22 protein-coding genes and 1 tRNA gene are annotated in these 23,663 nt (G+C 62.1%); 9 read left to right on the top strand and 14 right to left on the bottom strand.

Annotation, left to right across the window (positions count from 1 at the left end; genetic code table 11):
* Positions 1-257: 257 nt before the first annotated feature.
* Positions 258-656 carry a c-type cytochrome gene (locus QF092_RS00565; RefSeq protein WP_281466584.1) on the bottom strand — a complete coding sequence of 133 codons (399 nt, stop codon included), beginning with the start codon at positions 654-656 and terminating at the stop codon, positions 258-260.
* A 187-nt stretch (positions 657-843) separates the two neighbouring features.
* Between QF092_RS00565 and QF092_RS00570 the strand changes: the two genes are divergently transcribed.
* Both QF092_RS00570 and QF092_RS00575 read left to right on the top strand, forming a co-directional pair.
* Positions 844-1,803 (top strand): ABC transporter substrate-binding protein, encoded by a 960-nt coding sequence (locus QF092_RS00570; protein WP_281466585.1) that lies wholly within the window; start codon positions 844-846, stop codon positions 1,801-1,803.
* A 4-nt stretch (positions 1,804-1,807) separates the two neighbouring features.
* A complete protein-coding gene (locus QF092_RS00575) occupies positions 1,808-2,407 on the top strand; it encodes an ABC transporter ATP-binding protein (RefSeq protein WP_281466587.1) in 600 nt (199 codons plus the stop codon).
* A gap of 2 nt (positions 2,408-2,409) precedes the next feature.
* Here the strand turns inward: QF092_RS00575 and QF092_RS00580 are convergent, their stop codons facing one another.
* From QF092_RS00580 to QF092_RS00615, 8 genes are all read right to left on the bottom strand, one after another.
* The gene (locus QF092_RS00580; RefSeq protein WP_281466589.1) at positions 2,410-2,949 is read right to left on the bottom strand and encodes an SEL1-like repeat protein; all 540 of its coding nucleotides are present in this window, start codon (positions 2,947-2,949) and stop codon (positions 2,410-2,412) included.
* A 99-nt stretch (positions 2,950-3,048) separates the two neighbouring features.
* Positions 3,049-3,939: a transglutaminase family protein gene (locus tag QF092_RS00585; RefSeq protein ID WP_281466592.1), complete on the bottom strand. Its 891-nt coding sequence runs from the start codon at positions 3,937-3,939 to the stop codon at positions 3,049-3,051.
* Positions 3,936-6,320 (bottom strand): circularly permuted type 2 ATP-grasp protein, encoded by a 2,385-nt coding sequence (locus QF092_RS00590; protein WP_281466594.1) that lies wholly within the window; start codon positions 6,318-6,320, stop codon positions 3,936-3,938. The genes QF092_RS00585 and QF092_RS00590 overlap by 4 nt, the downstream gene beginning before the upstream one ends.
* 31 nt (positions 6,321-6,351) lie before the next feature.
* The gene (locus QF092_RS00595; RefSeq protein ID WP_281466596.1) at positions 6,352-9,684 is read right to left on the bottom strand and encodes a transglutaminase family protein; all 3,333 of its coding nucleotides are present in this window, start codon (positions 9,682-9,684) and stop codon (positions 6,352-6,354) included.
* A gap of 134 nt (positions 9,685-9,818) precedes the next feature.
* Positions 9,819-10,556, bottom strand: a complete 738-nt coding sequence (locus QF092_RS00600; RefSeq protein WP_281466598.1) for a type 1 glutamine amidotransferase domain-containing protein — start codon at positions 10,554-10,556, stop codon at positions 9,819-9,821.
* A gap of 12 nt (positions 10,557-10,568) precedes the next feature.
* Positions 10,569-11,138: an antibiotic biosynthesis monooxygenase gene (locus tag QF092_RS00605; RefSeq protein ID WP_281466600.1), complete on the bottom strand. Its 570-nt coding sequence runs from the start codon at positions 11,136-11,138 to the stop codon at positions 10,569-10,571.
* Entirely contained in the window at positions 11,135-11,512 is a 378-nt protein-coding gene (locus tag QF092_RS00610; protein WP_281466602.1) for a GFA family protein, read from the bottom strand. Before QF092_RS00610 ends, QF092_RS00605 begins: the two co-directional genes overlap by 4 nt.
* Positions 11,513-11,529: 17 nt before the next feature.
* Positions 11,530-12,171 (bottom strand): NADPH-dependent F420 reductase, encoded by a 642-nt coding sequence (locus tag QF092_RS00615; RefSeq protein ID WP_281466604.1) that lies wholly within the window; start codon positions 12,169-12,171, stop codon positions 11,530-11,532.
* Positions 12,172-12,246: 75 nt separating this feature from the next.
* Between QF092_RS00615 and QF092_RS00620 the strand changes: the two genes are divergently transcribed.
* Complete coding sequence (locus QF092_RS00620; RefSeq protein WP_281466606.1) at positions 12,247-13,179, top strand: LysR family transcriptional regulator; 933 nt, start codon at positions 12,247-12,249, stop codon at positions 13,177-13,179.
* 36 nt (positions 13,180-13,215) lie between these two features.
* On the opposite strand, the gene uvrB is transcribed toward QF092_RS00620, so the two are convergent.
* The gene (gene uvrB, locus QF092_RS00625) at positions 13,216-15,393 is read right to left on the bottom strand and encodes an excinuclease ABC subunit UvrB (protein ID WP_281466608.1); all 2,178 of its coding nucleotides are present in this window, start codon (positions 15,391-15,393) and stop codon (positions 13,216-13,218) included.
* Between the two features lie 333 nt (positions 15,394-15,726).
* Between uvrB and QF092_RS00630 the strand changes: the two genes are divergently transcribed.
* From QF092_RS00630 to QF092_RS00655, 6 genes are all read left to right on the top strand, one after another.
* Entirely contained in the window at positions 15,727-16,038 is a 312-nt protein-coding gene (locus QF092_RS00630; protein ID WP_281466610.1) for an ETC complex I subunit, read from the top strand.
* Positions 16,035-16,505 carry a GNAT family N-acetyltransferase gene (locus QF092_RS00635; RefSeq protein ID WP_420026551.1) on the top strand — a complete coding sequence of 157 codons (471 nt, stop codon included), beginning with the start codon at positions 16,035-16,037 and terminating at the stop codon, positions 16,503-16,505. Before QF092_RS00630 ends, QF092_RS00635 begins: the two co-directional genes overlap by 4 nt.
* Before the next feature lie 56 nt (positions 16,506-16,561).
* Positions 16,562-16,638 (top strand) — tRNA-Arg (locus tag QF092_RS00640).
* A gap of 185 nt (positions 16,639-16,823) precedes the next feature.
* A complete protein-coding gene (locus tag QF092_RS00645) occupies positions 16,824-17,831 on the top strand; it encodes an ABC transporter substrate-binding protein (RefSeq protein ID WP_281466614.1) in 1,008 nt (335 codons plus the stop codon).
* 77 nt (positions 17,832-17,908) lie between these two features.
* The gene (locus tag QF092_RS00650; RefSeq protein ID WP_281466617.1) at positions 17,909-18,694 is read left to right on the top strand and encodes an ABC transporter ATP-binding protein; all 786 of its coding nucleotides are present in this window, start codon (positions 17,909-17,911) and stop codon (positions 18,692-18,694) included.
* Entirely contained in the window at positions 18,694-19,458 is a 765-nt protein-coding gene (locus tag QF092_RS00655; protein WP_281466618.1) for an ABC transporter permease, read from the top strand. The genes QF092_RS00650 and QF092_RS00655 overlap by 1 nt, the downstream gene beginning before the upstream one ends.
* A gap of 9 nt (positions 19,459-19,467) precedes the next feature.
* Here QF092_RS00655 and QF092_RS00660 read toward each other — a convergent pair whose 3' ends face one another.
* From QF092_RS00660 to pcaD, 4 genes are all read right to left on the bottom strand, one after another.
* Positions 19,468-20,715, bottom strand: coding sequence for a mandelate racemase/muconate lactonizing enzyme family protein (locus QF092_RS00660; RefSeq protein WP_281466620.1), 1,248 nt, complete (start codon positions 20,713-20,715; stop codon positions 19,468-19,470).
* 136 nt (positions 20,716-20,851) lie between these two features.
* Positions 20,852-22,063: a TCR/Tet family MFS transporter gene (locus tag QF092_RS00665; RefSeq protein ID WP_281466622.1), complete on the bottom strand. Its 1,212-nt coding sequence runs from the start codon at positions 22,061-22,063 to the stop codon at positions 20,852-20,854.
* 42 nt (positions 22,064-22,105) lie between these two features.
* Positions 22,106-22,834: an alpha/beta fold hydrolase gene (locus QF092_RS00670; protein ID WP_281466624.1), complete on the bottom strand. Its 729-nt coding sequence runs from the start codon at positions 22,832-22,834 to the stop codon at positions 22,106-22,108.
* Positions 22,827-23,615: a 3-oxoadipate enol-lactonase gene (gene pcaD / locus QF092_RS00675; protein ID WP_281466626.1), complete on the bottom strand. Its 789-nt coding sequence runs from the start codon at positions 23,613-23,615 to the stop codon at positions 22,827-22,829. Before pcaD ends, QF092_RS00670 begins: the two co-directional genes overlap by 8 nt.
* Between the last annotated feature and the right edge of the window lie 48 nt (positions 23,616-23,663).

Raw genomic sequence — 23,663 nt, forward strand, 5'->3', positions numbered from 1 at the left:
CTGTTGGGTATCATCGGACCAGTCCCGTGGCCGTGAAATTGCACCATGGTCGTAGGGCTTTTTTTCAAGGGCGCGCCTGCTGCGGCATGGCGTCGCAGTTTTTGGCGGGGTGGTGGCGGCGGGGAGATGTCGCGCGCACGGCAAACGCCCCTAAGCGTTTGGGGGGGGGCGATGCCGGGTGCATAGGGATTTAGTGTCTGTGGGGATGGCCACAGAGAGGCCGACGCACCCTCCTGCGTCGGGCTCTCCTTCACGGTTCAGTTCGCCTTTGCCGCTTGGCGCAGCCAGGTCAGGATGAACTCTTGCTCCACCGGGTCGGTGATGCCGACATGGCGCATTTTGGTTCCGGGAACGAGCCCTTTATTGTCTTCCATCCATGCCTTGAGAGCGGGTTCCGTCCAGAAGAAACCCGCAGATTTCAAAGCCTCTGAATAGGGATAGCCCTCGACGGACCCGGCGCGGCGACCGATCACGCCTTCCAGTGGGGGGCCATAGCTTTTGTCGGTCGCGTCGATCGCGTGGCAGCGGTGGCATTCGGCATCAAAGAACTTCTGGCCTGCTGCAAGTTTGATACCCGTGACCGCCGAGCTTTCGGCGAAAGTTGGTGCGGCGACAAGCGCCAGCAGGGTGGCGAGGGTTGTGGTTCGGAGGGTCATGTCCATGTCCTGATGGTAAGCGCGTTTTCCGCCCTCAGGATCGGCAAGCCAAGGGGGGAGAGGCGTTGATGCAGGTCAAACCCGGACTTGCCAAATGGTCGTAGTTGCCGCCTCCGTCTTCACCTTTGGTCGAATAGGCGGGCCGTGGCGGGCTGTTATCCTGACCCTGAGTTTAGGAGGAATCGTCATGTTGAACATGCGTCACGCTGCTGTTGCGGCACTGCTTGCGCTTTCATCCGTCGCGGCTCAGGCCGAAGAAACGGTGCTTCGGATCGCCACGCAGGTGTCGGGCACCGTCAATTGGGAACTGACCACGATCCGCGAGCGCGGCTTTGATCGCGCAAATGGCTTTGTCATGGATGTACAGGATGTGGCCGCAGGACCTGCCGCACAGGTGGCGCTTCAGGCGGGCGAGGTGGACGCCATCGTGTCAGACTGGCTGTGGGTGGCCCGGCAGCGGGCGGAAGGGGCAGATTACATCTTCATTCCCTATAGCCGCGCCGTGGGGGCCTTGCATGTGCCGGCCGACAGCACCGCGCAGACGCTCGCCGATCTGAAGGGCGGCCAGATCGGCATTGCAGGCGGACCGGTGGATAAAAGCTGGTTGATCCTGCGTGCCTATGCGCAGGCGGAACTTGGGATGGACCTGCAGGCCGAGACCGAACAGGTCTTTGGTGCGCCGCCCCTGATCTTTGAAACGGCGATGTCCGGCGATCTGGCCGGGGCCGTGAACTTCTGGCATTTCGGCGCGAAAATGGAGGCCGCAGGCATGCGCCCCCTGATCACGGTGGCCGAGGCGGGTGCCGCGCTGGGTCTTGATCCCGACACGCCGCTTTTGGGCTATGTCCTTCCCGGTGCGCTGGCGCGTGAAAAACCAGAGCTGGTCGCGGGGCTTGCGGCGGCCAGTCGGGCGGCAAAAGATGTGCTCGCCTCAGACGATGCGGCATGGGACAGTCTGCGTCCGATCATGAACGCCAAATCCGATGCGCAGTTTGCAGCGCTAAAGGCAGGCTTCCGCGCGGGTATTCCCGCCCCTGGTCCAGTGGATGAGGCGGCGGCGGCAAAGATGCTTGCCTTGATGGCCGAGTTGGGGGGGGAGGAATTGGTCGGCGATCTGTCGGCCTTGCCATCCGGAGTGTTCTGGTAAAGGGATGCCCCCCGTTCTTGATCTGCAGATCGATGCGGCCTTTCATGGCCCCCGGCAGGTGCTGGGGGCCTTTGACCTGCATGTAGACAGGGGCGAGGTGCTGGCTGTCTGCGGCCCGTCCGGCGTAGGGAAAAGCACGCTATTGCGGATCATCGCGGGACTGCACGCGGAATTCCGAGGCCATCGGCGGGTAAACGGGCGTTTGGCCATGGTCTTTCAGGAACCGACCCTGCTGCCATGGCGCAATGCCTTGGATAATATCCGCCTTCTGGCGGGATGTTCAGCAAAAGACGCAGAGGCGCATTTGGCCGAAGTGGGGCTAGAGGGGCGGGGGGGCGACACGCCGAACCGGCTGTCCTTGGGGCAGCAGCGGCGGCTGTCACTGGCGCGAGCTGTGGCGGCGCGGCCGGATTTGCTGCTCTTGGATGAGCCTTTCGTGTCTTTGGACGAAGACTTGGTTGAAGGGATGATGGACCTTGTTGCCGGGCTGCGGGATCGGCACGGGTTCGGCGCGATCCTTGTCACTCATGCTCCGGTCGAAGCTGCGCGTTTGGCGCAGCGCATCCTGCGCCTTGATGGGTCCCCGGCTGTTCCGGTGACCTAGGGTCAGTAAAGTGGTGCGTATTTCCACCGATCCGCGTCGGGGGTGACTTCCTCGACATCGTAATCCGCACCCTGAAGGCGGCGCGCATCGGCAAGGCCCAAGGCGGCGGCCCGATCAATCAGCGCGCGACCTTCGGCGATGTCTTCCGCCGTTCCGCGGCCACGCAACTTGTCTAGGCCGTAGTTGAACATTCCGATCGGGTCGCCTGCCTCGGCGGCGCGGCGGTCGTAATCGGCGGCGGCATCCGGGTCCATTGGCCCGCCAAAGCCGTTATCCTCAAGGTAAGACATCCATGTCATGGCACCGGTCCAGCCGTCATCGGCGCAGTTTTCAAAGACGTTCCGCGCCATCCCATGCTGGCCTGATTTGGTCATCAAGTAACCCGAAGCGCAGACCGTCATGGAGGTGCGGCCTTCCACAGCCTCGCGCATGGCATGGTCTAGACTCATCTCATCGGGATTAAGGGTGCCAAGTGTTTCATCCGCCCAGCCGATTGCGGGCAGGGCAAGGGCCATGGAGGCGATCATTGCAAGATGGCGCATGGGGCAATGTCCTTCGCGATGGGCGGGTCCGGGTTGCATGTTATTTCAGGATTGCCCGTGTGGCCATGTCTCCTCTGGTCGTAGTGGCCCACCCTTGCGTCAGGCGGGTCGCACGATTTCGACCAGATCGACGTTGTGGCCACCTGTCTGACCGCCACCAAGGCGCAGCATGCCAGACACGGGCGCTATATCGCCATAGTCGCGGCCAAAGCCGATGCGGATATGGCCCTCCCCGGCAAGGCAGGCATTGGTGGGGTCGTAATCCAGCCAGCCGCCATCCAGCCCGGTCCAAACCTGCACCCAGGCATGCATGGCATCGGCCCCGACAAGCCGTGGCTGACCTGGAAACGGATCGGTGCGCAGATAACCCGACACATAGGCCGCCGGAATTCCTAACGCCCTAAGGCCTGCGATCATGATCTGGGCGAAGTCTTGGCAGACACCACGGCGTTGGGCAAAGGCTTGGTCGGGCTGCGTATCCACCTCGGTAGCGGCGGCATCGAAGGTCATGGCCTGATGCAGCGCCTCGCCAAGGGCAATGATGGCAGCGCGCACGGTGGCTGCCCCTTGGGTGGCTTGCCGGGCGAATTCCGCGATGGCCGGGTCTGGCGGGATACGGGGTGAGGCAGCGAGAAAATGATGCGGTGCTCCGGCATCGAGCCCGCCATGGGCCGAAATCTCGGCCCCCAGATCGGTCAGCGCGGGCGAAACGTCCAGACTTGGCGCCGGAAGACGGCGGTCCACCTCGGCGGTCAGGGTCAGGGTAAAATCCGTCAGCCCGCCGGGCAGCGCGATCTCGATCACGCGGGTGCCAAAGAAATCCGTGAAATCACGACGATCCTGCGGGGGCGGCGTGATGGCGAGCTGTATATTCCGCACCTCCTGTTGCAAGGGAAGTGCGGCGGGAAGGATGCGCAGATGTTGCCGACCTCCACCCGCAGGGGGCGAAAAGGCATATCGGATGTTCAAGGTCAGATCATAGGTCGTCACCGAAGATAGGTCTCCGTCACGAGGTCCGAGAGGGCGGCCATATCGGTACGCAACGACAGAAGCGCTGCGCTGGATAAGGTCTCTGGCTGGCTGGTCGCCACCTCGGTCTGAAGGCGCAGCATGGCTCGGGCCAAGGGGGAGAGGATTCCCGACCGCCCCGCGCCCGGCAACATGTCCACCTGTTCGGCCATGCCGTCGATCTGGTTGCGGATCGACCGAGGGTTCATCGGATCAAGGGCGAGAAGGTCGATCACCGTCTCTCGCGAGGCGGCGACGGTAAAGCGGCGGCGATGGGTCAGGATGCTGTCGCCAAGTTCGATGCAGAGGTCCAGCGCACCGGGCGGCGCGTCCGGATCGGACAGGTCGGCGAGGATGGCAGAAATGCCCATGCCGCGTTCCAGCAAGCGACCGATCGTAAGGAAGCGCCAGCCCAGAAAGCGATACATGTTTTCATGCACGAGGCCGGAGAAACCGGCCAACTTGCGCAAAAGGATGGAATGCGCCCGTGCCGCGTCGTCGCCCGGTTGCAGATGGCCGCCCAATCGGCGCATCGATTTCGACAGATCGGCCAGCGCGTTCCATCCATCCGGCGAAAATCGGTCGCGGACCTGCGCGGCACTTGCCACAGCGCTGTCGAGGACGTTGAGCAGTCCCTTCGGAATTCCACTGGCGGGATCGACATCGTAAGAGGCAAGCAGACGGTCCATCGCCGAAAGAAGCGGCCGTGCAGCTTGGCCGCTTTCGGCAAGACGTATGTTGCGCGCGCGCAGAAGGCGGATGATCGCCTCGGTTCGTTCGACATAGCGGCCCAGCCAGAACAGGTTATCGGCAGCGCGCGAGGGAAGGGCACCGGGCTCGGGGCGGGCATAGGCCCCCGCGCGGGGTTCAACCAGCGTGTCGGAAGCGACCTCTCGCGGGCTAAGGATCCAGACATCTGCCGCACTTCCCCCGCGTTGCATCGCCAAGGCGGTGGGGTCTTGCGAGGCGCCGATCCGGGCGAATCCGCCGGGCATCGCCTGCCAACCTTGGGCGGTCCGCGCGAGGAACACGCGCAGAGAGAGGGGGCGGGGTTCCAGCCTGCCCTTCACCAGCGCAGGCGTTGTGGAGAGCGATACGATCTCTTGCGCCACGTGGTCTGCGCCTTGTGTTTCAAGGATGCGGGTCAGTTCATCGGGGGCAAGTCGCGCGGCGAGAACGGGGTCTTCTTGCCGGTCATAGGGCAGGCCTGTGCCCAAGGCGGCACTCAGCACCAACCCTGACGGATCGCTAAACACCCGACTGCGTTCCGCTGCACTTCCGCACCACCATGTCGCGATATTGGGCATCATCAATTCGCTGCCAAGCAAGCGTAGCGCCAGTTTGGGCATGAAGGCCATCAATGCGCGGGTTTCAAGGACACCGGACCCAAGGGCGTTGACCATGGTCAGCCCCTGATCGCGCAGCGCCGACACCATACCCGGTGTTCCGATCCTGCTGGCCGGGTTCAATTCCAAAGGGTCGGCATAGGCCGAATCAAGCCTGCGCCAAAGCACATCGACGGATCGCAGGCCTGACACTGTCCGCACCATGAGCCGCCCATCGCTGACCACAAGATCTTCGCCTTGAACAAGGGTCACGCCAAGATAACGCGCGATCCATGCCTGTTCGTAATAGGTTTCATTCAACGGTCCCGGCGTCAGGATCGCGACGCGCCCACCCGGGTCGGGGCGCAGGTCCAAAAGCGCATCCCGGAACAGTCGGAAAAAACCGGCGAGACGATGGATGTTCAGCGTCTGATAGACATCGGAAAAGGCGCGGCTTGTCGCCACCCGGTTTTCCAGAGCGAAGCCCGCGCCAGATGGGGCCTGCGTGCGATCGGCCAGCACCCACCATTTGCCATCCGGGCCGCGCCCGATCTCGAAAGCAAGGAAATGCAGGAAATGGCCAGAACGCGGCTGAATGCCCACCATCGGGCGCAACCATTCGGGATTGGCGGCGATCAAGGCAGGGGGCAGATGCCCCTCGGCCACCAGGCGGTTGGGGCCATACAGATCAGCCATCAACCGTTCCAGAAGATCGGCACGCTGGGCCAGCGCGGCGCAGATGCTGTCCCATTCCTCTTCCGCGATCAGGACGGGCATATGCGACAGGGGCCATGCCCGCTCGGTCGATTGGCCCGCGCCGTATTGGCGATAGAAGACGCCGGAATCCCTAAGATACTGATCGGCGCGCGACAGGGCATGGACGCGCGCCTCGTCCGTCATCCCTTGGAGATGAGCGAGAAGTGGTTGCCAAAGCGGGCGGATGCGCCCTTCGGCATCCATCATCTCATCCTGCATGCCCGGCGGGGGCCTATAGGCCGCCATCCCAAGTGCCGCGGCATTCGGGGGGGTGCTGGCCATTGGCTGTGCCGGACTGCGATCCATCGCCCGACTAGAGGCCGACGGGGCGGCGCAGGTCAAGCGTCATCGGGAATTCCGCAGAGGCTGCCTCGGGCAGTGGCGCCTGGCCTTGCGCGGTACCGTAGCCAAAGGGTTGGAACCGGGCCAGACGCCGCGCCTCGGCCTCATTCCCGTTGACGGGGAAGGTGTCATAGTTGCGCCCGCCGGGATGAGCGACGTGATAGACGCAGCCCCCCAGCGCACGGTTTGACCAAGTATCAAAGATCGAAAAGGTCAGCGGGGCCTGGACAGGGATGGCCGGATGCATGGCCAAAGCGGGCTGCCACGCCTTGTAGCGCACGCCCGCCACGGCCGCGCCGCCCCCGATCGGCACCAAAGGTGCGGTGCGTCCATTGCAGAGGATGCGATAGCGCGATGGATCGGCGGCTGTAAGCTTGACCTGCAACCTTTCGGTGGAACTGTCTGTATAGCGCACGGTGCCGCCGATGGCCCCGGTCTCGCCCAATACATGCCAGGGTTCCAGCGCCTGCCGCAGTTCCAGATGCGCGCCCTCCACCTCAACCTCGCCACAGAAGGGGAACCGGAATTCGGCCTGCGCGGTGAACCATTCCTCTCGCAGGTCAAAGCCATGCTGGCGCAGATCGGCCAACACGTCGCGAAAATCCTGCCAGACCATTTCGGGCAGCATGAAACGATCATGCAGCGCAGTGCCCCAGCGGGTGAGGGTGCCCTGCGCCGGGCTGACCCAGAAGCGCGCGATCAGGGCCCGGATCAGCACTTGCTGGGCAAGGCTCATACGCGCGTCAGGGGGCATCTCAAAGCCCCGGAATTCCACCAGACCCAGCCGCCCAGTGGGGCCGTCGGGGGAATAAAGCTTGTCGATACAGATCTCGGCCCGGTGGGTGTTCCCAGTTGAATCGGTCAGAAGGTTACGGAGCAACCGGTCCACCAGCCAAGGCTGCGGCGGCAGCGAAGGGCCGGGTGGAGGGATCTGCGCAAGCGCGATCTCCATTTCGTAAAGCGCGTCATGGCGGGCTTCGTCGATGCGGGGGGCCTGACTTGTGGGACCTATGAACAGGCCCGAGAACAGATAGGACAGCGAAGGGTGTCGGTTCCAATGCAGGATTAGGCTGGCCAAGAGGTCCGGCCTGCGCAGGAAGGGGCTGTCGAGTGTGGTGCGCCCGCCCACGACGACGTGGTTACCACCGCCGGTGCCGCAATGCTTGCCGTCGATCATGAATTTGTCCGCGCCAAGGCGCGTAAGGCGTGCCTCTTCATAAACACCCGTGGTGATGGCGACGCAGTCCTCCCAGCTTTCTGCGGGGTGGACGTTTACCTCGATCACGCCGGGGTCGGGGGCGACGCGGATCACGTTTAGGCGCGGATCATGCGGAGGCGCGTAGCCTTCGATATGCAGCTTCAACCCTAGCCGCAGCGCCGCCGCCTCGGCCACGTTGAGAAGGTCGAGGTAATCCTCAAGTGCCGACATGGGCGGCATGAAGACGCAAAGCCGCCCATCCCGCGCCTCGGCCGACAAAGCGGTGCGGACATGGCCGTCGATTTCCGTGGTGATCTGCTCTACCCGCGACTGGGCCGCGCCATCAGCCACGAAACTTGCCCGTGCCTGTGCCTTCGGGGCAGGGTCAAGCGGTGGCGGGGCAGGCAGGGGCGCGCGGTCAATGGTCGGGTCCATCGGGTTGACATAGGGGTATTGCGCGGGCGTGAGGTAGGGCAGGCTGGCCAAAGGCAGGCGATAGCCCACGGGGCTGTCACCGGGCACCAGCAAAAGCTTTCCGCGCCGCAGACGCCAGCGTTCAGAGTTCCATTTTCGGCGCCCGCTTTTTCCCTGCCATGGCTGAACGGGCAGGACAAAACCCACCGGTTGCGTCAGGCCGCGCGAAAAGACCTGCGCGATGCGATGGCGGGCTTCGGGGTCTTCGAGTTCCGAATTCTCGGGCGTGACATTGGCGGGAAGGTTCGCCTCTTTCACAAGCCATTCCGCGGGGTCTTCAAAGGCGGGCAGGACGTGATCGGCGGGGATGTCCAGCTCGCCTGCGATTTCCTGCATCAAGGCCTCGGCCTGCATGGCGGTTGCACCCTGATCGATGCCTTCTTCGGCAATCAGGTCGGGGTTCCGCCAAATCGGCTGGCCATCGGTGCGCCAGTAAAGTGAGAAGGTCCAGCGGGGTAGCGTCTCGCCCGGATACCACTTGCCCTGCCCGTAATGCAGAAAACCACCGGGGGCAAAGCGGTTGCGCAATCGTCGGATCAGGCGGTCGGCAAGGGCGCGTTTGGTTGGCCCCACAGCGGCGGTATTCCATTCCGCGCTTTCGAAATCGTCGGTGGACACGAAGGTGGGTTCGCCCCCCATCGTCAGGCGCACATCGTTTTCCGCCAGAACCTGATCGACCTTGCGGCCAAGGGCATCCAAGGCCTGCCAGCTTTCTTCGGAAAAGGGTTTGGTGATGCGCGGGTGTTCGGCCACGCGCGCCACTTGCATGTCAAAGCGGAAGTCCACCTCAGGCACGCCCACCGCCGAGAATCCACCCGCGATGGGGGCGGCATGGCGGTAATGGGGGGTGGCGGCCAGTGGGATATGGCTTTCCCCGGTCAAAAGGCCGGATGTCGGGTCAAGCCCGATCCAGCCCGCGCCGGGGATATAGACCTCGCACCAGGCATGAAGGTCGGTGAAATCGACCTCGGTCCCCGAAGGTCCGTCCAGCGCCTTGAGATCCGGCTTCAGCTGGATCAGGTAGCCCGACACGAACCGCGCGGCAAAACCGAAATGGCGCAACGCCTGCACCAAAAGCCATGAGGAATCGCGGCAGGACCCGATGGCCTTGCCCAGTGTTTCTTCAGGCGTCTGGACGCCCGGTTCCATGCGGATGGTGTAATTGACCTCACGCGCGATGCGGGCATTCAGGGCTACGACGAAATCCACCGTGCGGATGCGGTCACGCGGCGTCGCATCCAGAAAAGCCTGAAGCCTTGGCCCTACGGGATCGGCGCGGCGATAGATAACAAGATCATCGGTCAGATCGGCGGGATAGTCGAAGGGCCAGTCTTCGGCGCTGTCTTCGACAAAGAAGTCGAAGGGGTTGTAGACCGTCATGTCGGCAACAAGGTCCACCTCGATCTTCAACTCGGTCACCGGTTCGGGAAAGACGAAACGGGCCAGCCAGTTGCCATATGGGTCTTGCTGTAGGTTCACGAAATGATTGGACGGGTGAACCTTAAGGGAATGCGAAAGAACCCTAGTCCGGCTGTGCGGGGCAGGGCGCAGGCGGATGATCTGTGGCCCTAAGGTGACCGGGCGGTCATAGATGTAATGGGTGAGATGGTGAATGCTGGCCTTGATGGACATTGAGGCTCCCTGTTTGGTCCAGCAGTAGCAGGCCAAGGCAGGGCTGCAAATGAAAGCGGCGGGTCGAGTGGGGGGGCTTGCCTGCGCCCCGCCTGTTTTCCCGCCACTTTGCCTGTTTTTCGATCAGGGCGCGTTCACCGACCCAAGGCCTGCACCACCAGTTCCGCCGCTGCCGCGCCGGAATATTGTTGCTGCCCGGTGATGAGGTTGCCGTCGCGCAAAGCGAAAGGCTTGAACATATTGGCGGTGACGAAGTTCGTTCCTTCGATCTTTTTCGCCTCTTCCTCGATCCAGAAGGGCTGTATCCGCATGCCGACGAAGGCATCGGCGAAGGCTTCTTCGCTATCGGCGAAGCCCGTCCATGTCTTTCCCTTCACCAGCAGGTCTCCGTTCGACAGGCGGGTCTTCAGCAGGATGCAGGTGCCGTGACAGACGATGGCGACAATCTTTCCCGCCTCATAGGCGCGGGCGACAAAGGCGTGGAGGGCGGTGTCGTCGATCATGGTGACCATGGGCGACTGGCCGCCTGCAACAAAGATCGCGTCATAGCCTTCGACATCCACTTCGGCGATGGACTTTGTCCCCGTCAGCAAAGCTGCGTGCGTGGCGGATTTCTTGAAGCCCAGCGAAAGGATGTCATGGGCAGAATAGCCGCTGGCATCTTCGGGGTCGGAATAGCCATCAGCCATCAGGTCGCCCCCTTTGGGACTTGCGATATCGATTTGATACCCCGCTTCGGCAAAGGTCCAATAGGGATGGGTAAGTTCCGCCCACCAAAAACCGATGGGCCAGCCTGTCGTCGGGGAGGTGCCGGGATTGGCGGCGATCATCAGCACTTTCTTCGTGCCGTGTGTGTCGATGGATGCAGACATTGTGAACACCTTTCAATGGGTTGACGGTTCGGAGGATGACGATCTGGGGTAAATGAAGCGCGCAATGCGAGGGGTGAGGCGGGGCATGATCACATAGGTCATCAATCCGATTTGGATCGTGACGGTCGCCAGCACCCGCAGTGGTAAAGGCCAAACCTGCATCACGGGGCCGAGCGTCAGGTTCAAAAGCAGGACCAGCGTGAAAACCACCCCGATGAGAACCAGCGCCATGCGGTGTGGGCTGGGTTGCGGGACCTGGGTGCCAACGGGTGGATCGAACCAGAATTCAAGGCCGGTCATGCGGTCCCAGACCGCGTTGGCGGCAAAAAGGTCGGCCCCTTCCTCTAGCATCCGCGCGCGGAAATCGGATGTCTCGAAGGCCTCCAGATGCGTGAGGCTGTCGAACCGGAAAAGGCTGCGATAGGCGTCACCTGGCCTGACGGGGCGGTGGAATTCCGCCCCCAGATAGCCGGGGAACGCGCGCGCGACCCCTTCTGTCAGACGGGTGAGCCACGCTTCATATTCCGCCTCACGCCCCGCTTTGACCCGGCGGCGGACAAGGATCGTAACCGCCTCGGTCATGGGGACACCTGCGGCAGGACGTACCAATCGGGCGCGGACTGATCCCACAGGTTCTTAATGATGCGCTTGCCACTGGGGCCATCGATCAATCCGGCTGAGATCAGCCAGCGCCCCGCAGCTGTAACTTCCTTCAGAACCCGCGCCCCACAGGTGCCGCAAAAGGCGCGGCGTGAGTCATCGGAAGATTGATACCAGACCAGCGCATCCGCCCCCGAAAGGACGACGTCGTTGATTGAGGTGGCTAAGAAGGCGTTAAAGTTTCCATGCATTTTTTGGCAGTCACCGCAATGGCACGCCAGAACCCCGGCAGAGGTGGCGGGAAGATCGATCTGAACCCGCCCGCAATGGCACGAGGCATGTAGGATGTCGGTCATGGCATTCTCCCTAAGGGTCAGCGTTGCGAGGCGGTAACAGCGGCGAAGACCCAGTCGCGGCCTTTGCCGCGCAAGAGGGCCTGATTGATCCAGACCATTGCGAGGGGTTCCAGAAGGCGCGCTTTGGTCAGCCCGCCCGCATCCATGGGATCAAAGCCAAGATCGCGCAGAAGGTTGGCCACCATCGCCTTTGCCGCACCATCGTCGCCCGCCATGAATTGCGCGGGGCGGTGGGGCAGGCGGGAAGTATCCGCCATGATCTCGGCCCCAACTTGGTTGAGCGTTTTCACAACCCGCGCCTCCGGCAGCAGGGATTGTACCAGCTCGGCGCCGCTGGAGCTGTGGCCGACCAGCAGGCCAAGCACGCCGTCGACCATGCCAAGCGGGTTCATGCAGTCGATCACAACCTTGCCCGCAAGCGGGCCAAGATCGGCGATGGCCGCGGCCGCGGCGGCCCATGGCAGGGCGAGCAGGACAATATCGCCCGCCTGAGCCGCCGCCCATGGGGTGGCAAGGGTTGCCCCGGTTTCGACGGCAAGTCGGGTGACGGCCGAGGTCTTGGGATCGCGCGCGCCGAGGGACACGTCATGGCCTTTTCCTGCAAGGCCCCGTGCTATGGCCGCGCCAACATTCCCCGTTCCAACGATGGCGATTTTCATCTGCGTCTTCCTCTTGCTCAAGCTGTGGACCAAGGGATATGCAGGGACTGACTAAAACAAAAACGAATACGTCTAATGTCTGAGTTAAGTCAGAATGAATTGCGTCGGCTGGACCTGACCCTGCTCTTGGTCTTTCTCGGCCTTTTGCGACATCGCAAAGCGACCCTTGTGGCGGGGGAATTGGGCCTGACCCAATCAGCGATCAGTCAGGCGCTGCGGCGACTGCGCGACGTATTCGGGGACGAACTGTTCCTCCGACGCCCGCATGGAATGGAGCCGACAGCTGCGGCGCTGGCGTTGGAGACACCGGTCGGGCAGGCGGTCGAGATGCTGCGCGGTGCGCTGGGCGCGGTGCGGGCCTTCGATCCGGCGGCGGCTGAGGGCGTGGTGCGGATCGCGGCGCTGGACGCCGAACAGGCAGCACTGGTGCCAAGGCTGGCGGCGTGTCTTCGGCAAGCGGCGCCCGGTTTAACGCTTTCGGTTCTGCCTCTGGGTCGGGCGGCAGCGGTAGAGGCTTTGACCGAAGGCCGCGTCGACCTAGCCCTTGGCCTTATTCCCGATCCGCCCGACGCCATTTCGGGTCGGGTGCTGTATGACGAGGGATATCTGGTCGCAGGGCTGCCTGCCGCATTGGCCGATGCACCGTCGATTGGTCTGGATACCTATTGCGCCGCTGATCACGTGCTGGTCTCGCCCGGCGGTGATCTGCGCGGCGTGGTGGATGACCAATTGGAACGGATGGGGCGGCAAAGGCGCATCATTCTTGGCCTTCCCGCCTTCTTGCCTGCTCTGGCGGCGGTGGCGCAATCGGGTGCGCTGGTCACTTTGCCCGCACGGATCGCCACGGCCTTTGCGCCCGGTTTCGGCCTGCAGCTTGCCGAACCGCCATTGGCGGTACGCCGCTTTGCCGTCTCGGCCTATTGGCACCGGCGTAATGATGGGGATGCGCGGCGCCGCTGGCTGTCCGATCAGTTGTCGGCCTTGGCAGCAAGCGCCACGACGAAATGACCCGATCCGGGTCCTTTTCCACAGATCAAAGGCCGATCAGCGCCGCCGTTTGTTCCCGCCACGCTGGCCTGCGCGCCCAGCGGTGGACCGGCCCGACATCTTGACCGCCGCTTCTGCCGCCTCCTCCACGGCAGATTGGCGCGCAAGCGGATCGTCGGCCACGGCAAGTTCCACGGCCTCAAGCCGCTTCACCTCATCCCGCAGGCGGGCGGCCTCTTCAAATTCAAGGTTTTCCGCCGCCTTGCGCATCTGGGCACGCAGCGCATCCAGATGGGCGGCAAGGTTCGACCCCACCATTGGCTTGTCGACCTTGGCCGTGACGCGGGACTGATCGGTATCGCCCTGCCAAAGGCCCGCCAACACATCCTCGACATTTTTCTTCACGGTCGTGGGCGTGATGCCATGTTCAAGGTTATAGGCCGTCTGTTTTTCGCGGCGGCGGTTGGTTTCCGCTATCGCGCGCTCCATCGATCCGGTGATCCGGTCGGCATACATGATGACGCGGCCTTCGGCATTCCGCGCCGCCCGCCCGATCGTCTGGATAAGCGAGGTTTCCGAGCGCAGGAACCCTTCCTTATCGGCATCGAGGATGGCGACCAGCCCGCATTCTGGGATATCCAACCCCTCACGCAGGAGGTTGATCCCCACCAGCACATCAAAGGCGCCAAGGCGCAGGTCGCGTAAAATCTCGATCCGTTCGATCGTGTCGATATCGCTGTGCATGTAGCGCACGCGCACGCCCTGTTCATGCAGGTATTCGGTCAGGTCTTCGGCCATCCGCTTGGTCAGGGTGGTGACAAGGGTCCGATATCCGGCGGCGGAAACTTTGCGCACCTCGTCCAGCAGATCATCGACCTGCATTTCGACCGGGCGGATTTCGACCTGCGGGTCGACAAGGCCAGTGGGGCGGATGACCTGTTCGGTAAAGACGCCGCCCGTCTGTTCCAACTCCCACGCCGCAGGGGTGGCGGAGACGAAGACGGATTGGGGCCGCATGGCATCCCATTCCTCGAACTTCAGGGGGCGGTTGTCCATGCAGGAGGGAAGGCGGAACCCATGTTCCGCCAGCGTGAACTTGCGCCGATAGTCGCCGCGATACATGCCGCCGATCTGGGGAACGGAGACATGCGACTCATCGGCAAAGACGATCGCGTTATCAGGGATGAACTCGAAAAGCGTAGGCGGTGGTTCGCCCGGAGCGCGCCCCGTCAGATAGCGGGAATAGTTCTCGATCCCGTTGCAGACACCCGTCGCCTCTAGCATTTCCAGATCAAACTGGGTGCGTTGTTCCAGACGCTGCGCCTCAAGCAGCTTGCCTTCTTTCACCAGGTGGTCAAGGCGGACCGCCAATTCTGCCTTTATCCCCTTGATTGCCTGCTGCATCGTCGGACGCGGCGTCACGTAATGGCTGTTTGCGTAAATGCGGATCTGTTTGAAGGTGTCGGTCTTGGCCCCGGTGAGCGGGTCGAATTCGGTGATGGATTCCAATTCCTCGCCAAAGAAGGAAAAGCGCCATGCCCGATCCTCAAGGTGGGCGGGCCAGACTTCTAGACTGTCGCCGCGCACGCGGAATGACCCGCGCGCAAAGGCCTGATCGTTGCGGCGATATTGCTGGGCCACAAGTTCGGCCATCACCTTGCGCTGGTCATACATCTGCCCCGTGATCAGATCTTGGGTCATGGCGGAATACGTCTCCACCGACCCGATGCCATAGATGCAGGACACAGAAGCGATGATGATCACGTCATCCCGTTCCAGAAGCGCGCGGGTGGCCGAATGGCGCATCCGATCGATCTGTTCGTTGATCTGGGATTCCTTCTCGATATAGGTGTCAGACCGGGGCACGTAGGCCTCGGGCTGGTAATAGTCGTAATAGCTGACAAAGTATTCCACGGCATTGTCGGGGAAGAAGCCCTTGAATTCCCCGTAAAGCTGCGCGGCCAGTGTCTTGTTCGGGGCAAGGATGATGGCAGGGCGCTGGGTTTCTTCGATCACCTTGGCCATGGTGAAGGTTTTGCCCGTGCCCGTCGCCCCCAAAAGCACCTGGTCGCGCTCACCCGCCAAAACACCCGCCGTCAGTTCCCGGATCGCTGTCGGCTGATCACCGGCCGGTTGAAACGGCGTCTGCATGACAAAGCGCCGCCCACCTTCCAGTTTGGGACGGGTCAGGACCTCTGGGCGTTCGGTCAGGGCATTTGCGTTGTTATGGGGCATCGGCGATTCCCTCGCTGCCGGTCTGGCCAGACAGATTTGATCCGTTTTTGTTCCCCTGCAAGCGGCGCTGCGGAAAGATTGCTGAAAGGTGAAGAAAGTCGGATCAATTTTCCGGAGTTTTGCCGAAAATGAATCATCCATAGATTGCATAACATGCGAAAATCGGGGATGCTGGTTTGGCAAGCAGCAAAGCTGTCGGTCGGTTGCACACACCCCACCCACACTCCCCGTGGCCGACCGACAGTCCTTGCTTTCAGGGCCATGGGTCATCCTGCCGCTTGCATCCGTCCCGCCTTTTCGCCAAAACACCCCTGCTTGATCAGGAGTTCGTCCATGCGCGCCCGCATCTATCAGCCCGCAAAGACCGCCATGCAGTCCGGCACGGCAAAGGCCAAGGGTTGGGTCTTGGAATTCGCCCCGGCCTCGGCCCGCGAAGTGGACCCTTTGATGGGCTGGACGTCCAGCGACGACACGCAGGCGCAGGTCAAATTGCGGTTTGACACGCGCGAAGCGGCCGAGGCCTATGCCACCTCCAAAGGGATCGAATTCGAGGTGATTGAGCCGAAGGCCCGCAAGCCGGTGATCCGTGCGCGCGGCTATGGTGAGAATTTCGCGACCGACCGGCGCGGGGCTTGGACGCACTGACGACTATGTCGGTCACCATCACCGAGGAAAGCCCGACAGGGGCCGATCTAAAGTTGCTGTTCGAACGGCACACCGCCGATATGCATGCCGACACGCCGCCCGAGTCGATCCATATGATGGACTCGGCCGAGTTGGCCATCCCTGAGGTGCGGTTCTTCGTGATGCGCGATGTGGGGATGCCCGTCGGGATGGGCGCATTCAAGCGGATCGACGATGAGCATGCCGAAATCAAATCGATGCATGTACTGACCGAAATGCGGGGCAGGGGCCTGTCGCGCCGGATGCTGGATCATCTGGTCGATGAGGCGCGTGTGATGGGCTATCGCCGTCTCAGCCTTGAAACCGGCGTGCAGCCCACCTTCATCGCGGCTCGCGCGCTTTATGCCAAGGCGGGTTTCACAGAATGCCCGCCTTTCGAAGGCTATTGGGATGACCCCAATTCCGTCTTCATGACAAAGGTCCTGTGACTTCCCCTGTCGTGATCTCTTGCCTGAAAGGGCGAGGTCGGCCAAAAGGGGGCAACGGTCCCGTAGCTCAGTTGGATAGAGCAGCCGCCTTCTAAGCGGCGGGTCGGGGGTTCGAATCCTCCCGGGATCGCCATCGTTCCCTGTTGCACGACTTCGCCTCGTAAAATGCCTGCATGGCGTGCAGAATCGTTGGATTATGCCCGAATCTTGTGCAAGCTGCCGGGGATAGGGGGCCAGCCTCTGCCATTGAATGGAGGCGGCCCGTGGACCCTGCCGCCGCTTCGGGCAGGGTCAGGCGACAACAGCGAGGAGAGTATGATGCTGAAAAAGCTGCTAGCGGCCGTGGCCGCCGTGACCGTCACAAGCACCGCCGCGATGGCGGAAACCCCGATGCCCTTCACGCTGGACTGGAAGTTCGAAGGTCCGGCTGCGCCCTATTTCGTGGCACTGGACAAGGGCTATTTCACTGCCGAAGGCCTGAGCGTCGAGATCAGCGAAGGGGCTGGGTCGTTGGACGCCATTCCAAAAGTCGCCACAGGCGCCTTTCCCGTGGGCTTTGCCGATATCAACAGTCTGATGAAATTCCTTGACCAGAACCCCGGTGCCCCGGTGACGGCGGTGATGATGGTCTATGACAAGCCGCCCTTCGCAATGATCGGGCGCAAGTCGCTGGGTATCGAAGGCCCCGGTGATATCGCCGGCAAGGTGCTGGGCGCGCCGCCGCCGGATGGCGCATGGGCGCAATTCCCGATCTTCGCGGCCGAGAACGGCATCGACATGGCAACCGTCACGGTCGACCCGGTGGGCTTTCCTGTGCGCGAACCGATGCTCGCGGAAGGCAAGGTTGCAGCTGTGACAGGCTTTTCCTTTACCTCAAGCATCAACGCCAAACGTCTGGGCGTGCCCGCTGATGACCTGTCGGTCATCCTGATGGCCGATCATGGCGTGGCCCTTTATGGCAATGCGATCATCGTGAACACGGATTTTGCCAATGCCAATCCGGCGGCGGTGACGGGCTTCCTGCGCGCCGTGGCGATGGGTTGGAAAGACACGATTGCCGATCCTGAGGCGGCTGTGGACAGTCTCATCGCCCGCAACCCTGCTGCCGACAAGGCGTTGGAAGTGGAACGTCTGGGCCTGGCCATCCGCGACAACGTGCTGACCGACTGGGTCAAGGCAAATGGCATGGGCGGCGTGGATGCCGCGCGCTTTGCCAAGGCGATCGAACAAACGAAGTCCGTCTATGCCTTCACGACGGAACCGGACGGAGCGCTGTATTTCGATGCAAGCTATCTGCCCACGGATGGCAGCCTTTCGCTCCAATAAAGACTGACACGCAGCCGCCCGCCCTTGTGCCGGGCGGCTGTCGCTTTTGCGTTCTCGCGTGGACCCTGCCCTGAACAATGACAAACCTGATCGAAATAAAGGGGGTGCGGCACGCTTATCGCACCAAGGCTGGCCCGCTGCCTGTGCTTGATGGGCTGGATGTGTCGGTCCCGGAGGGCGAGTTCTGCGCCGTCGTCGGCCCCTCGGGCTGTGGCAAGTCTACGCTGACGCGGCTGGTCGCGGGCCTTATGATGCCCGATGAGGGCGAAGTATGGCTGCATGGCGAACGGGTGAAAAGCCCGCGCAGCACGGTGGGCATGGCCTTTCAGAACCCCGTCATGCTGGAATGGCGCACGATCCTTGAGAACGTGATCCTGCCGTTGGAAATTGTGGCCCCCCGCATGTCCCGTGCGAAAAGGGTGGAGCGTGCAATGGCGCTGCTGGAACTGGTGGGTCTGGCAGGGTTTGAGAACAAGCGGCCAAGCCAGCTTTCGGGAGGCATGCGCCAAAGGGCGAGCCTGTGCCGCGCCATCGTGCATAAACCCGATGTCCTGATCATGGACGAACCTTTCGGTGCGCTTGACAATTTCACGCGTGAGGATCTGTGGCAGACGATGCGGGACCTGCGCGCGAAGGAGCCCTTCACCTGCGTCCTGATCACCCATGATCTGCGCGAAAGTGTCTTTCTGGGCGACCAAGTGGTGGTTCTTTCGGGCCGCCCCGCGCGCACTCAGCATATCCTGACGGTCGATCTGCCAGCGGATCGCACGCTCGACAGCCTGTACACAAAGGAAGCACAGGACATGCTGCATCTCTTGCGCGACCAGATCCGCATCGCGCAGGGCCGGGACGGGGGGCATTGATGGAAACCGTTCAAAAGATCGCCGTCCCGGTAGCCGCCGTGCTCATTTTCCTTGGCCTGTGGGAGGCGCTTGTCTGGGTCAACGACTGGCCCAATTACAAGATGGCCTCGCCCTCGGACCTTCCGCCCGCCTTCTGGAAGTTCAAATGGCTGTTTCTAGAGATGGGATGGCAGACCCTGTGGCGCACGGTCCTCGGCCTTTGCCTTGCGGTTCTGTTTGGCACGCTTTTGGGCATGATCATGGGTTTTTCCCGCATGGCACGGGATGGGCTTTATCCTCTGCTCGTCGGGTTCAACGCCATTCCCAAGGCCACGTTGGTGCCGGTGATTGCGCTGATCTTCATCGGGCAGCATGATTTCAACACGGTGCTGATGGCCTTCCTCATCAGCTTTTTCCCCATCGCCGTGTCGGTCGGGATTGGCCTGTCCACTCTGGAACCGGAATATCGCGATATCCTGCGGTCCTTGGGTGCGTCGCGGTTGACCATCTTCCGCAAGATCGCATTGCCGAAGACCCTGCCGGAATTCTTTGGCGCGTTGAAGGTTTCGGTGACGCTCGCTTTCATCGGCACCAATCTGGTCGAGATCGTCAGCCCGCATGGACGCGGCCTTGGCGCGCTGTTCAAGTCGGGTGAAACGAACGGGGATTACCCCCTGATGTTCGCCGTCCTTATCGCCTTGGCCGCCCTTGGCATCCTGCTTTACTACGCCGTTCTGGTGCTGGAGCGCATCTTCGCCGGATGGGCAGAGCGGCCCCAGCACTGACGTCGCGGTTCAGGTCTTATGCGGCAGCGTCGAGGGCGCACCGCCTTCGAAGCGGTTGCCGTGGCGATAGTCGCAAGGCGCCTCTTGCATCTGCAGATGAAGACCGCTGCCGGTAAAGGGATGGGCGCGGGCGACATCTTCGTCGAAGTCGATCCCCAAGCCGGGTGCTTCGGGGGGCAGGATATACCCATCCTCCCATTTGATCGAATTCTTGATCAGCTTCTGATGGAATGCGCCGCCCGTTTCGATGGTTTCCGCAATCAGAAGGTTTGGGATAGAGGCCGCGAAATGCACATTCGCCGCCCATTCCACCGGACCTGCATAAAGGTGGGGGGCCATCTCGGCGTTAAAGATTTCGGCCATGGCGGCAATCTTCTTTGCCTCCCAGATCCCGCCCACACGGCCTAGGGCCGGTTGCAAGATCTTCACTCCGCCCGCGCGCAGCAAAGTGCCAAACTCGGCCTTTGTCGTCATCCGTTCGCCGGTGGCGAGGGGAATGCGCACGGATTTCGCCACTTCGGCGAATTCCAAAAGGTTATCCGGCGGGATTGGTTCCTCATACCAAAGCGGGTTGTAGGGTTCCAACTCGCGCCCCATGCGGATCGCGCCGGGCGTGGTGAACTGGCCATGTGTCCCGAAAAGAAGGTCGGCCCGATCCCCCACCGCCTCGCGGATCGCCTTGCAGAAAGCGACCGATCGGCTGATGTCGGACATGGCCGGTTCATGGCCGCCCCGGATCGTATAGGGGCCCGCAGGATCGAATTTCACAGCCGTGAAACCCATGCTCACGAAACGCAATGCTGCCTCGGCCGCCGCATTGGGGTCCACCCAGAATTCGGCGCTTTCCTTGCCGGGTTCGGGGTAAAGATAGGTATAGCTGCGGATGCGGTCATTCATCTTGCCGCCAAGCAAGGCATAGACCGGCCGATTGCGCGCCTTGCCGAGGATGTCCCAGCAGGCGATCTCCAGCCCTGCGAAAGCGCCCATCACGGTGGGATCGGGCCGTTGAGTGAAACCCGCCGAATACGCGCGGCGGAACATCAATTCGATGTTTTCCGGATTCTCGCCCTGCATATGGCGGGAAAAAACATCCTCGATCACCGCCTTCATGGCCGTGGGGCCAACGGTCGAGGCATAGCATTCGCCATAACCCACGATGCCATTATCGGTCGTCAGTTTCGGGAAAATCCAATAGCGCCCGCCCCAACCGGGAAAGGGAGGGGCCACAACGAAGATTTCCAGATCCTTGAGTTTCATAACGATGTCCCGCCCTTTTCTGGCGGCGAACCGGGGGTTTTGCACCCCCGGACCCCCGCAGAGTATTTTTGCCAAGATGAAGCTAGGGGCAGGTTGAAGGCAAGGCGTGGGGATTTGCGACTGTTTGATGACGCTTTCAGGCTTTGGCTCGACCTGAGACATGTAGGATCAGGCAGACCACCATAAGCGCTGAGGCCAGAAGGAAAGGCGCGCCGGGCGAAAAGATGGGGGCATCTGGCGCGGTAAACAGGGCGAAAGTGTTGGTCATCAGAAGGGGGGAGCTAATCATCGCAATGGCGTTGAGCGAGGCGAGAACCCCTTGAAGCTCTCCTTGCGCGTCGGCAGGGGCGGCTCGGCTGGCCAAGGCTTGCAGGGCAGGTGTGACAACGCCGCCAAGCGCGGTGATCGGTGTGATGAGAAGGGCATGCGTCCCTTGCGTAACAAGGCCAAGAGCCGCCAGTGTGGTGACATCGACCCACATGCCGTAATGGACGGCGCGATGTTCGCCAAAACGCTTGATCAATGGCCCCACCAGTAGGGCCTGCCCCGCCGCGAAGCTGATCCCGTAAAGGGCCAGTGACAGGCCCACCATCGTGCTGTCCCAGCCAAAACGGGCCTGACCGTAATAGGCCCAGATTGCAGGATAAACGTTCATCGCGATGCCAAGGATTAGGAAACATGTCAGCACCCGCTTTAATCCCGGCAAGCGCGACACGGCGCGCAGCGCACCCAGAGGATTGGCGCGGCCTAGGCTGAAGGGGCGGCGGGTGGCATCGGTCACAGTTTCGGGCAGGACGAAATAACCAAAGATCATATTGGCCAAGGCCAGTGCGGCGGCAGCATAGAAAGGGGCGTGCAGATCGACGGCTGCCAAAAGCCCCCCGATCAAGGGGCCCGCGACAAAGCCGATCCCAAAACAGGCCCCGATCAGCCCAAATCGGGCCCCGCGTTTTTCCGGTGGGGTGATATCGGCGATATAGGCGGTGGCGGTGGAATAGGTCGCGGCGGTGATCCCGGCCACGACCCGGGCCGCCAAGAGCAGCCAGATCGTCGGGGCCATCGCCATAACCAAATAGTCAAGCGACATCACCAAAAGTGAGATCAGCAGGATCGGGCGTCTGCCATATCGGTCTGACAGTGAGCCAATGATCGGTCCGAACAGGAATTGCATCACCGCATAAGAGGTGGACAGGATGCCTCCCCAGACGGCTGCCTGCGACAGGGTTCCGCCCGTCACGCTTTCGATCAGGTCGGGCATGACGGGGAAGATCAGGCCGATGCCAATCGCATCGATGGTGATCGTGATCAGGATGAAGGCAAGGGCAAGCTTCTCGCGGCGGTCGGACATGCAGGGTTCCTTGCCCAATGACATGCTGGAAGCTAGCGCCTGTCAGGCAAAGTTGACAGGGGGAAGCCGCAAGATTGCATCGATCCGTTGCGCCAGTGCGTCTGGCGCAGCGAAGAAGGGGGAATGGCCGCAGGGCAGGATGCTTATGCAGTCGGGCGGCAGGCCTTGCGCCATTGTTTCCTGATATTCGGGCGGGATCACCCTGTCTTCGGTGCAGCGGATGTAGAAGCGCGGCAAGCTTTCTGCCTTTCCCGTGTTGGGGATCGGTGTTTCCTGCGGGGCGATCGGTTGGGGGCAAAGGCGGCGTTGAGCAAGGGCGAGGTCTTCTGCAGGGCAATCATGATAGAAGAGGGCAGGCGCCTTTTCCGGGTCAAAAGTGAATGTCGTGCGGCTTTCGTCGATCTGGAAAGCCCCCGCGAGCGGTTGGCGCGGCCCGGCGCGGCGCATCTCGGCAAGGGATTGTCCGGGTCTTGGCAGATATGCGCAGACATAGATCAGCGCCACGATGCGGTCGGGTGCGGCTTCGGCGGCGGCGGTGATGGGAAAGCCGCCCATGCTGTGGCCGACAAGAACGGTGGGACCATCCATGGCCTTCAAGATCGCCTCGGAATAGCTGTTCAGCGTAACCGTGGCCGGATCTGTTCGATCATCTCCATGTGACGGCAGATCGATGGCGCGGGCGCGGTGCCCCAAGGCCTGCAAAGCCGGGATCACACGGTGCCAGCACCAAGCCCCATGGGCGGCCCCGTGGACAAGAAGGATGTTAGGCATGGCCGATCTCCGTCAGGAATTGCGTCAGCAAGGCGGCATATTCGGCAGGTTTTTCCACCGGTGGAATATGGCCCGCCCCCCGCATCAAGGCAAAGCGGTGACCTCGGATCAGGTCGGCCGTCTCGCGCACCAGATCGGGCGGGGTCGAGCCGTCATTCGCCCCGGCGATGGCCAGCGTGGGCAGGGTCAGGGTGGCGGTGGTTTCGTAGAAATCTGTGCCTGCGATGGCGGCGGCGCAGCCCATCCAGCCTTCGGGGGCAGTTGCGAGAAAGCCTGAACTCAGACGCGGAAGTGACTGGTTTTCCTTCCATTTCCGCCCCAGCCACCGTTCCATCGTGGCATCATGCAGGGCGGCCATTCCTCCGGACTGCACAGCGGCGATGCGGTCCTGCCAGTGTTCCGGACGACCGATCTTGGCGGCGCTGTTCGACAGGATCATCCCGCGAACAAGATCAAGCCGCTTTACCGCCAGTCCCTGCGCCACCAGTCCGCCGATGGACAGGCCAAGAACCACGGCCTCTTTCAGCGCGAAATGGTCCATCAGCCGTTCCACATCGCGGATAAGCGCCCCCATAGCATAGGGGCCGGCGGGCGTGTCAGATTGCCCATGCCCCCGCAGGTCCAAGCGGAGAACGCAGAGGGACTTAGGGAGCAGCGGCAAGAGTTCATCCCAGATCGCAAGGCTGGTACCAAGCGCGTGGATCAGCACAAGCGCCGGCCCCCCATGAGGACCAGAGATTTCAGCATTCAGGCGCAAGTCAGGAAGAAATATGGGGGCCATGTTCGGAAAGGTAAATTTTCTGCTGCTTGGTGACCCACTTTCGAGGGG

It is taken from the genome of Fuscovulum ytuae, assembly GCF_029953595.1.
GTDB classification, from domain to species: Bacteria; Pseudomonadota; Alphaproteobacteria; order Rhodobacterales; family Rhodobacteraceae; genus Paragemmobacter; species Paragemmobacter ytuae.

Excerpts from the sequence above, each read along its gene's own strand:
- QF092_RS00565 (WP_281466584.1), bottom strand. The coding sequence starts at position 656 with ATGACCCTCCGAACCACAACCCTCGCCACCCTGCTGGCGCTTGTCGCC.
- QF092_RS00570 (WP_281466585.1), top strand. The coding sequence starts at position 844 with ATGTTGAACATGCGTCACGCTGCTGTTGCGGCACTGCTTGCGCTTTCA.
- QF092_RS00575 (WP_281466587.1), top strand. The coding sequence starts at position 1,808 with ATGCCCCCCGTTCTTGATCTGCAGATCGATGCGGCCTTTCATGGCCCC.
- QF092_RS00580 (WP_281466589.1), bottom strand. The coding sequence starts at position 2,949 with ATGCGCCATCTTGCAATGATCGCCTCCATGGCCCTTGCCCTGCCCGCA.
- QF092_RS00590 (WP_281466594.1), bottom strand. The coding sequence starts at position 6,320 with ATGGCCAGCACCCCCCCGAATGCCGCGGCACTTGGGATGGCGGCCTAT.
- QF092_RS00595 (WP_281466596.1), bottom strand. The coding sequence starts at position 9,684 with ATGTCCATCAAGGCCAGCATTCACCATCTCACCCATTACATCTATGAC.
- QF092_RS00600 (WP_281466598.1), bottom strand. The coding sequence starts at position 10,556 with ATGTCTGCATCCATCGACACACACGGCACGAAGAAAGTGCTGATGATC.
- QF092_RS00605 (WP_281466600.1), bottom strand. The coding sequence starts at position 11,138 with ATGACCGAGGCGGTTACGATCCTTGTCCGCCGCCGGGTCAAAGCGGGG.
- QF092_RS00610 (WP_281466602.1), bottom strand. The coding sequence starts at position 11,512 with ATGACCGACATCCTACATGCCTCGTGCCATTGCGGGCGGGTTCAGATC.
- QF092_RS00615 (WP_281466604.1), bottom strand. The coding sequence starts at position 12,171 with ATGAAAATCGCCATCGTTGGAACGGGGAATGTTGGCGCGGCCATAGCA.
- QF092_RS00620 (WP_281466606.1), top strand. The coding sequence starts at position 12,247 with ATGTCTGAGTTAAGTCAGAATGAATTGCGTCGGCTGGACCTGACCCTG.
- uvrB (WP_281466608.1), bottom strand. The coding sequence starts at position 15,393 with ATGCCCCATAACAACGCAAATGCCCTGACCGAACGCCCAGAGGTCCTG.
- QF092_RS00630 (WP_281466610.1), top strand. The coding sequence starts at position 15,727 with ATGCGCGCCCGCATCTATCAGCCCGCAAAGACCGCCATGCAGTCCGGC.
- QF092_RS00645 (WP_281466614.1), top strand. The coding sequence starts at position 16,824 with ATGCTGAAAAAGCTGCTAGCGGCCGTGGCCGCCGTGACCGTCACAAGC.
- QF092_RS00650 (WP_281466617.1), top strand. The coding sequence starts at position 17,909 with ATGACAAACCTGATCGAAATAAAGGGGGTGCGGCACGCTTATCGCACC.
- QF092_RS00655 (WP_281466618.1), top strand. The coding sequence starts at position 18,694 with ATGGAAACCGTTCAAAAGATCGCCGTCCCGGTAGCCGCCGTGCTCATT.
- QF092_RS00660 (WP_281466620.1), bottom strand. The coding sequence starts at position 20,715 with ATGAAACTCAAGGATCTGGAAATCTTCGTTGTGGCCCCTCCCTTTCCC.
- QF092_RS00665 (WP_281466622.1), bottom strand. The coding sequence starts at position 22,063 with ATGTCCGACCGCCGCGAGAAGCTTGCCCTTGCCTTCATCCTGATCACG.
- QF092_RS00670 (WP_281466624.1), bottom strand. The coding sequence starts at position 22,834 with ATGCCTAACATCCTTCTTGTCCACGGGGCCGCCCATGGGGCTTGGTGC.
- pcaD (WP_281466626.1), bottom strand. The coding sequence starts at position 23,615 with ATGGCCCCCATATTTCTTCCTGACTTGCGCCTGAATGCTGAAATCTCT.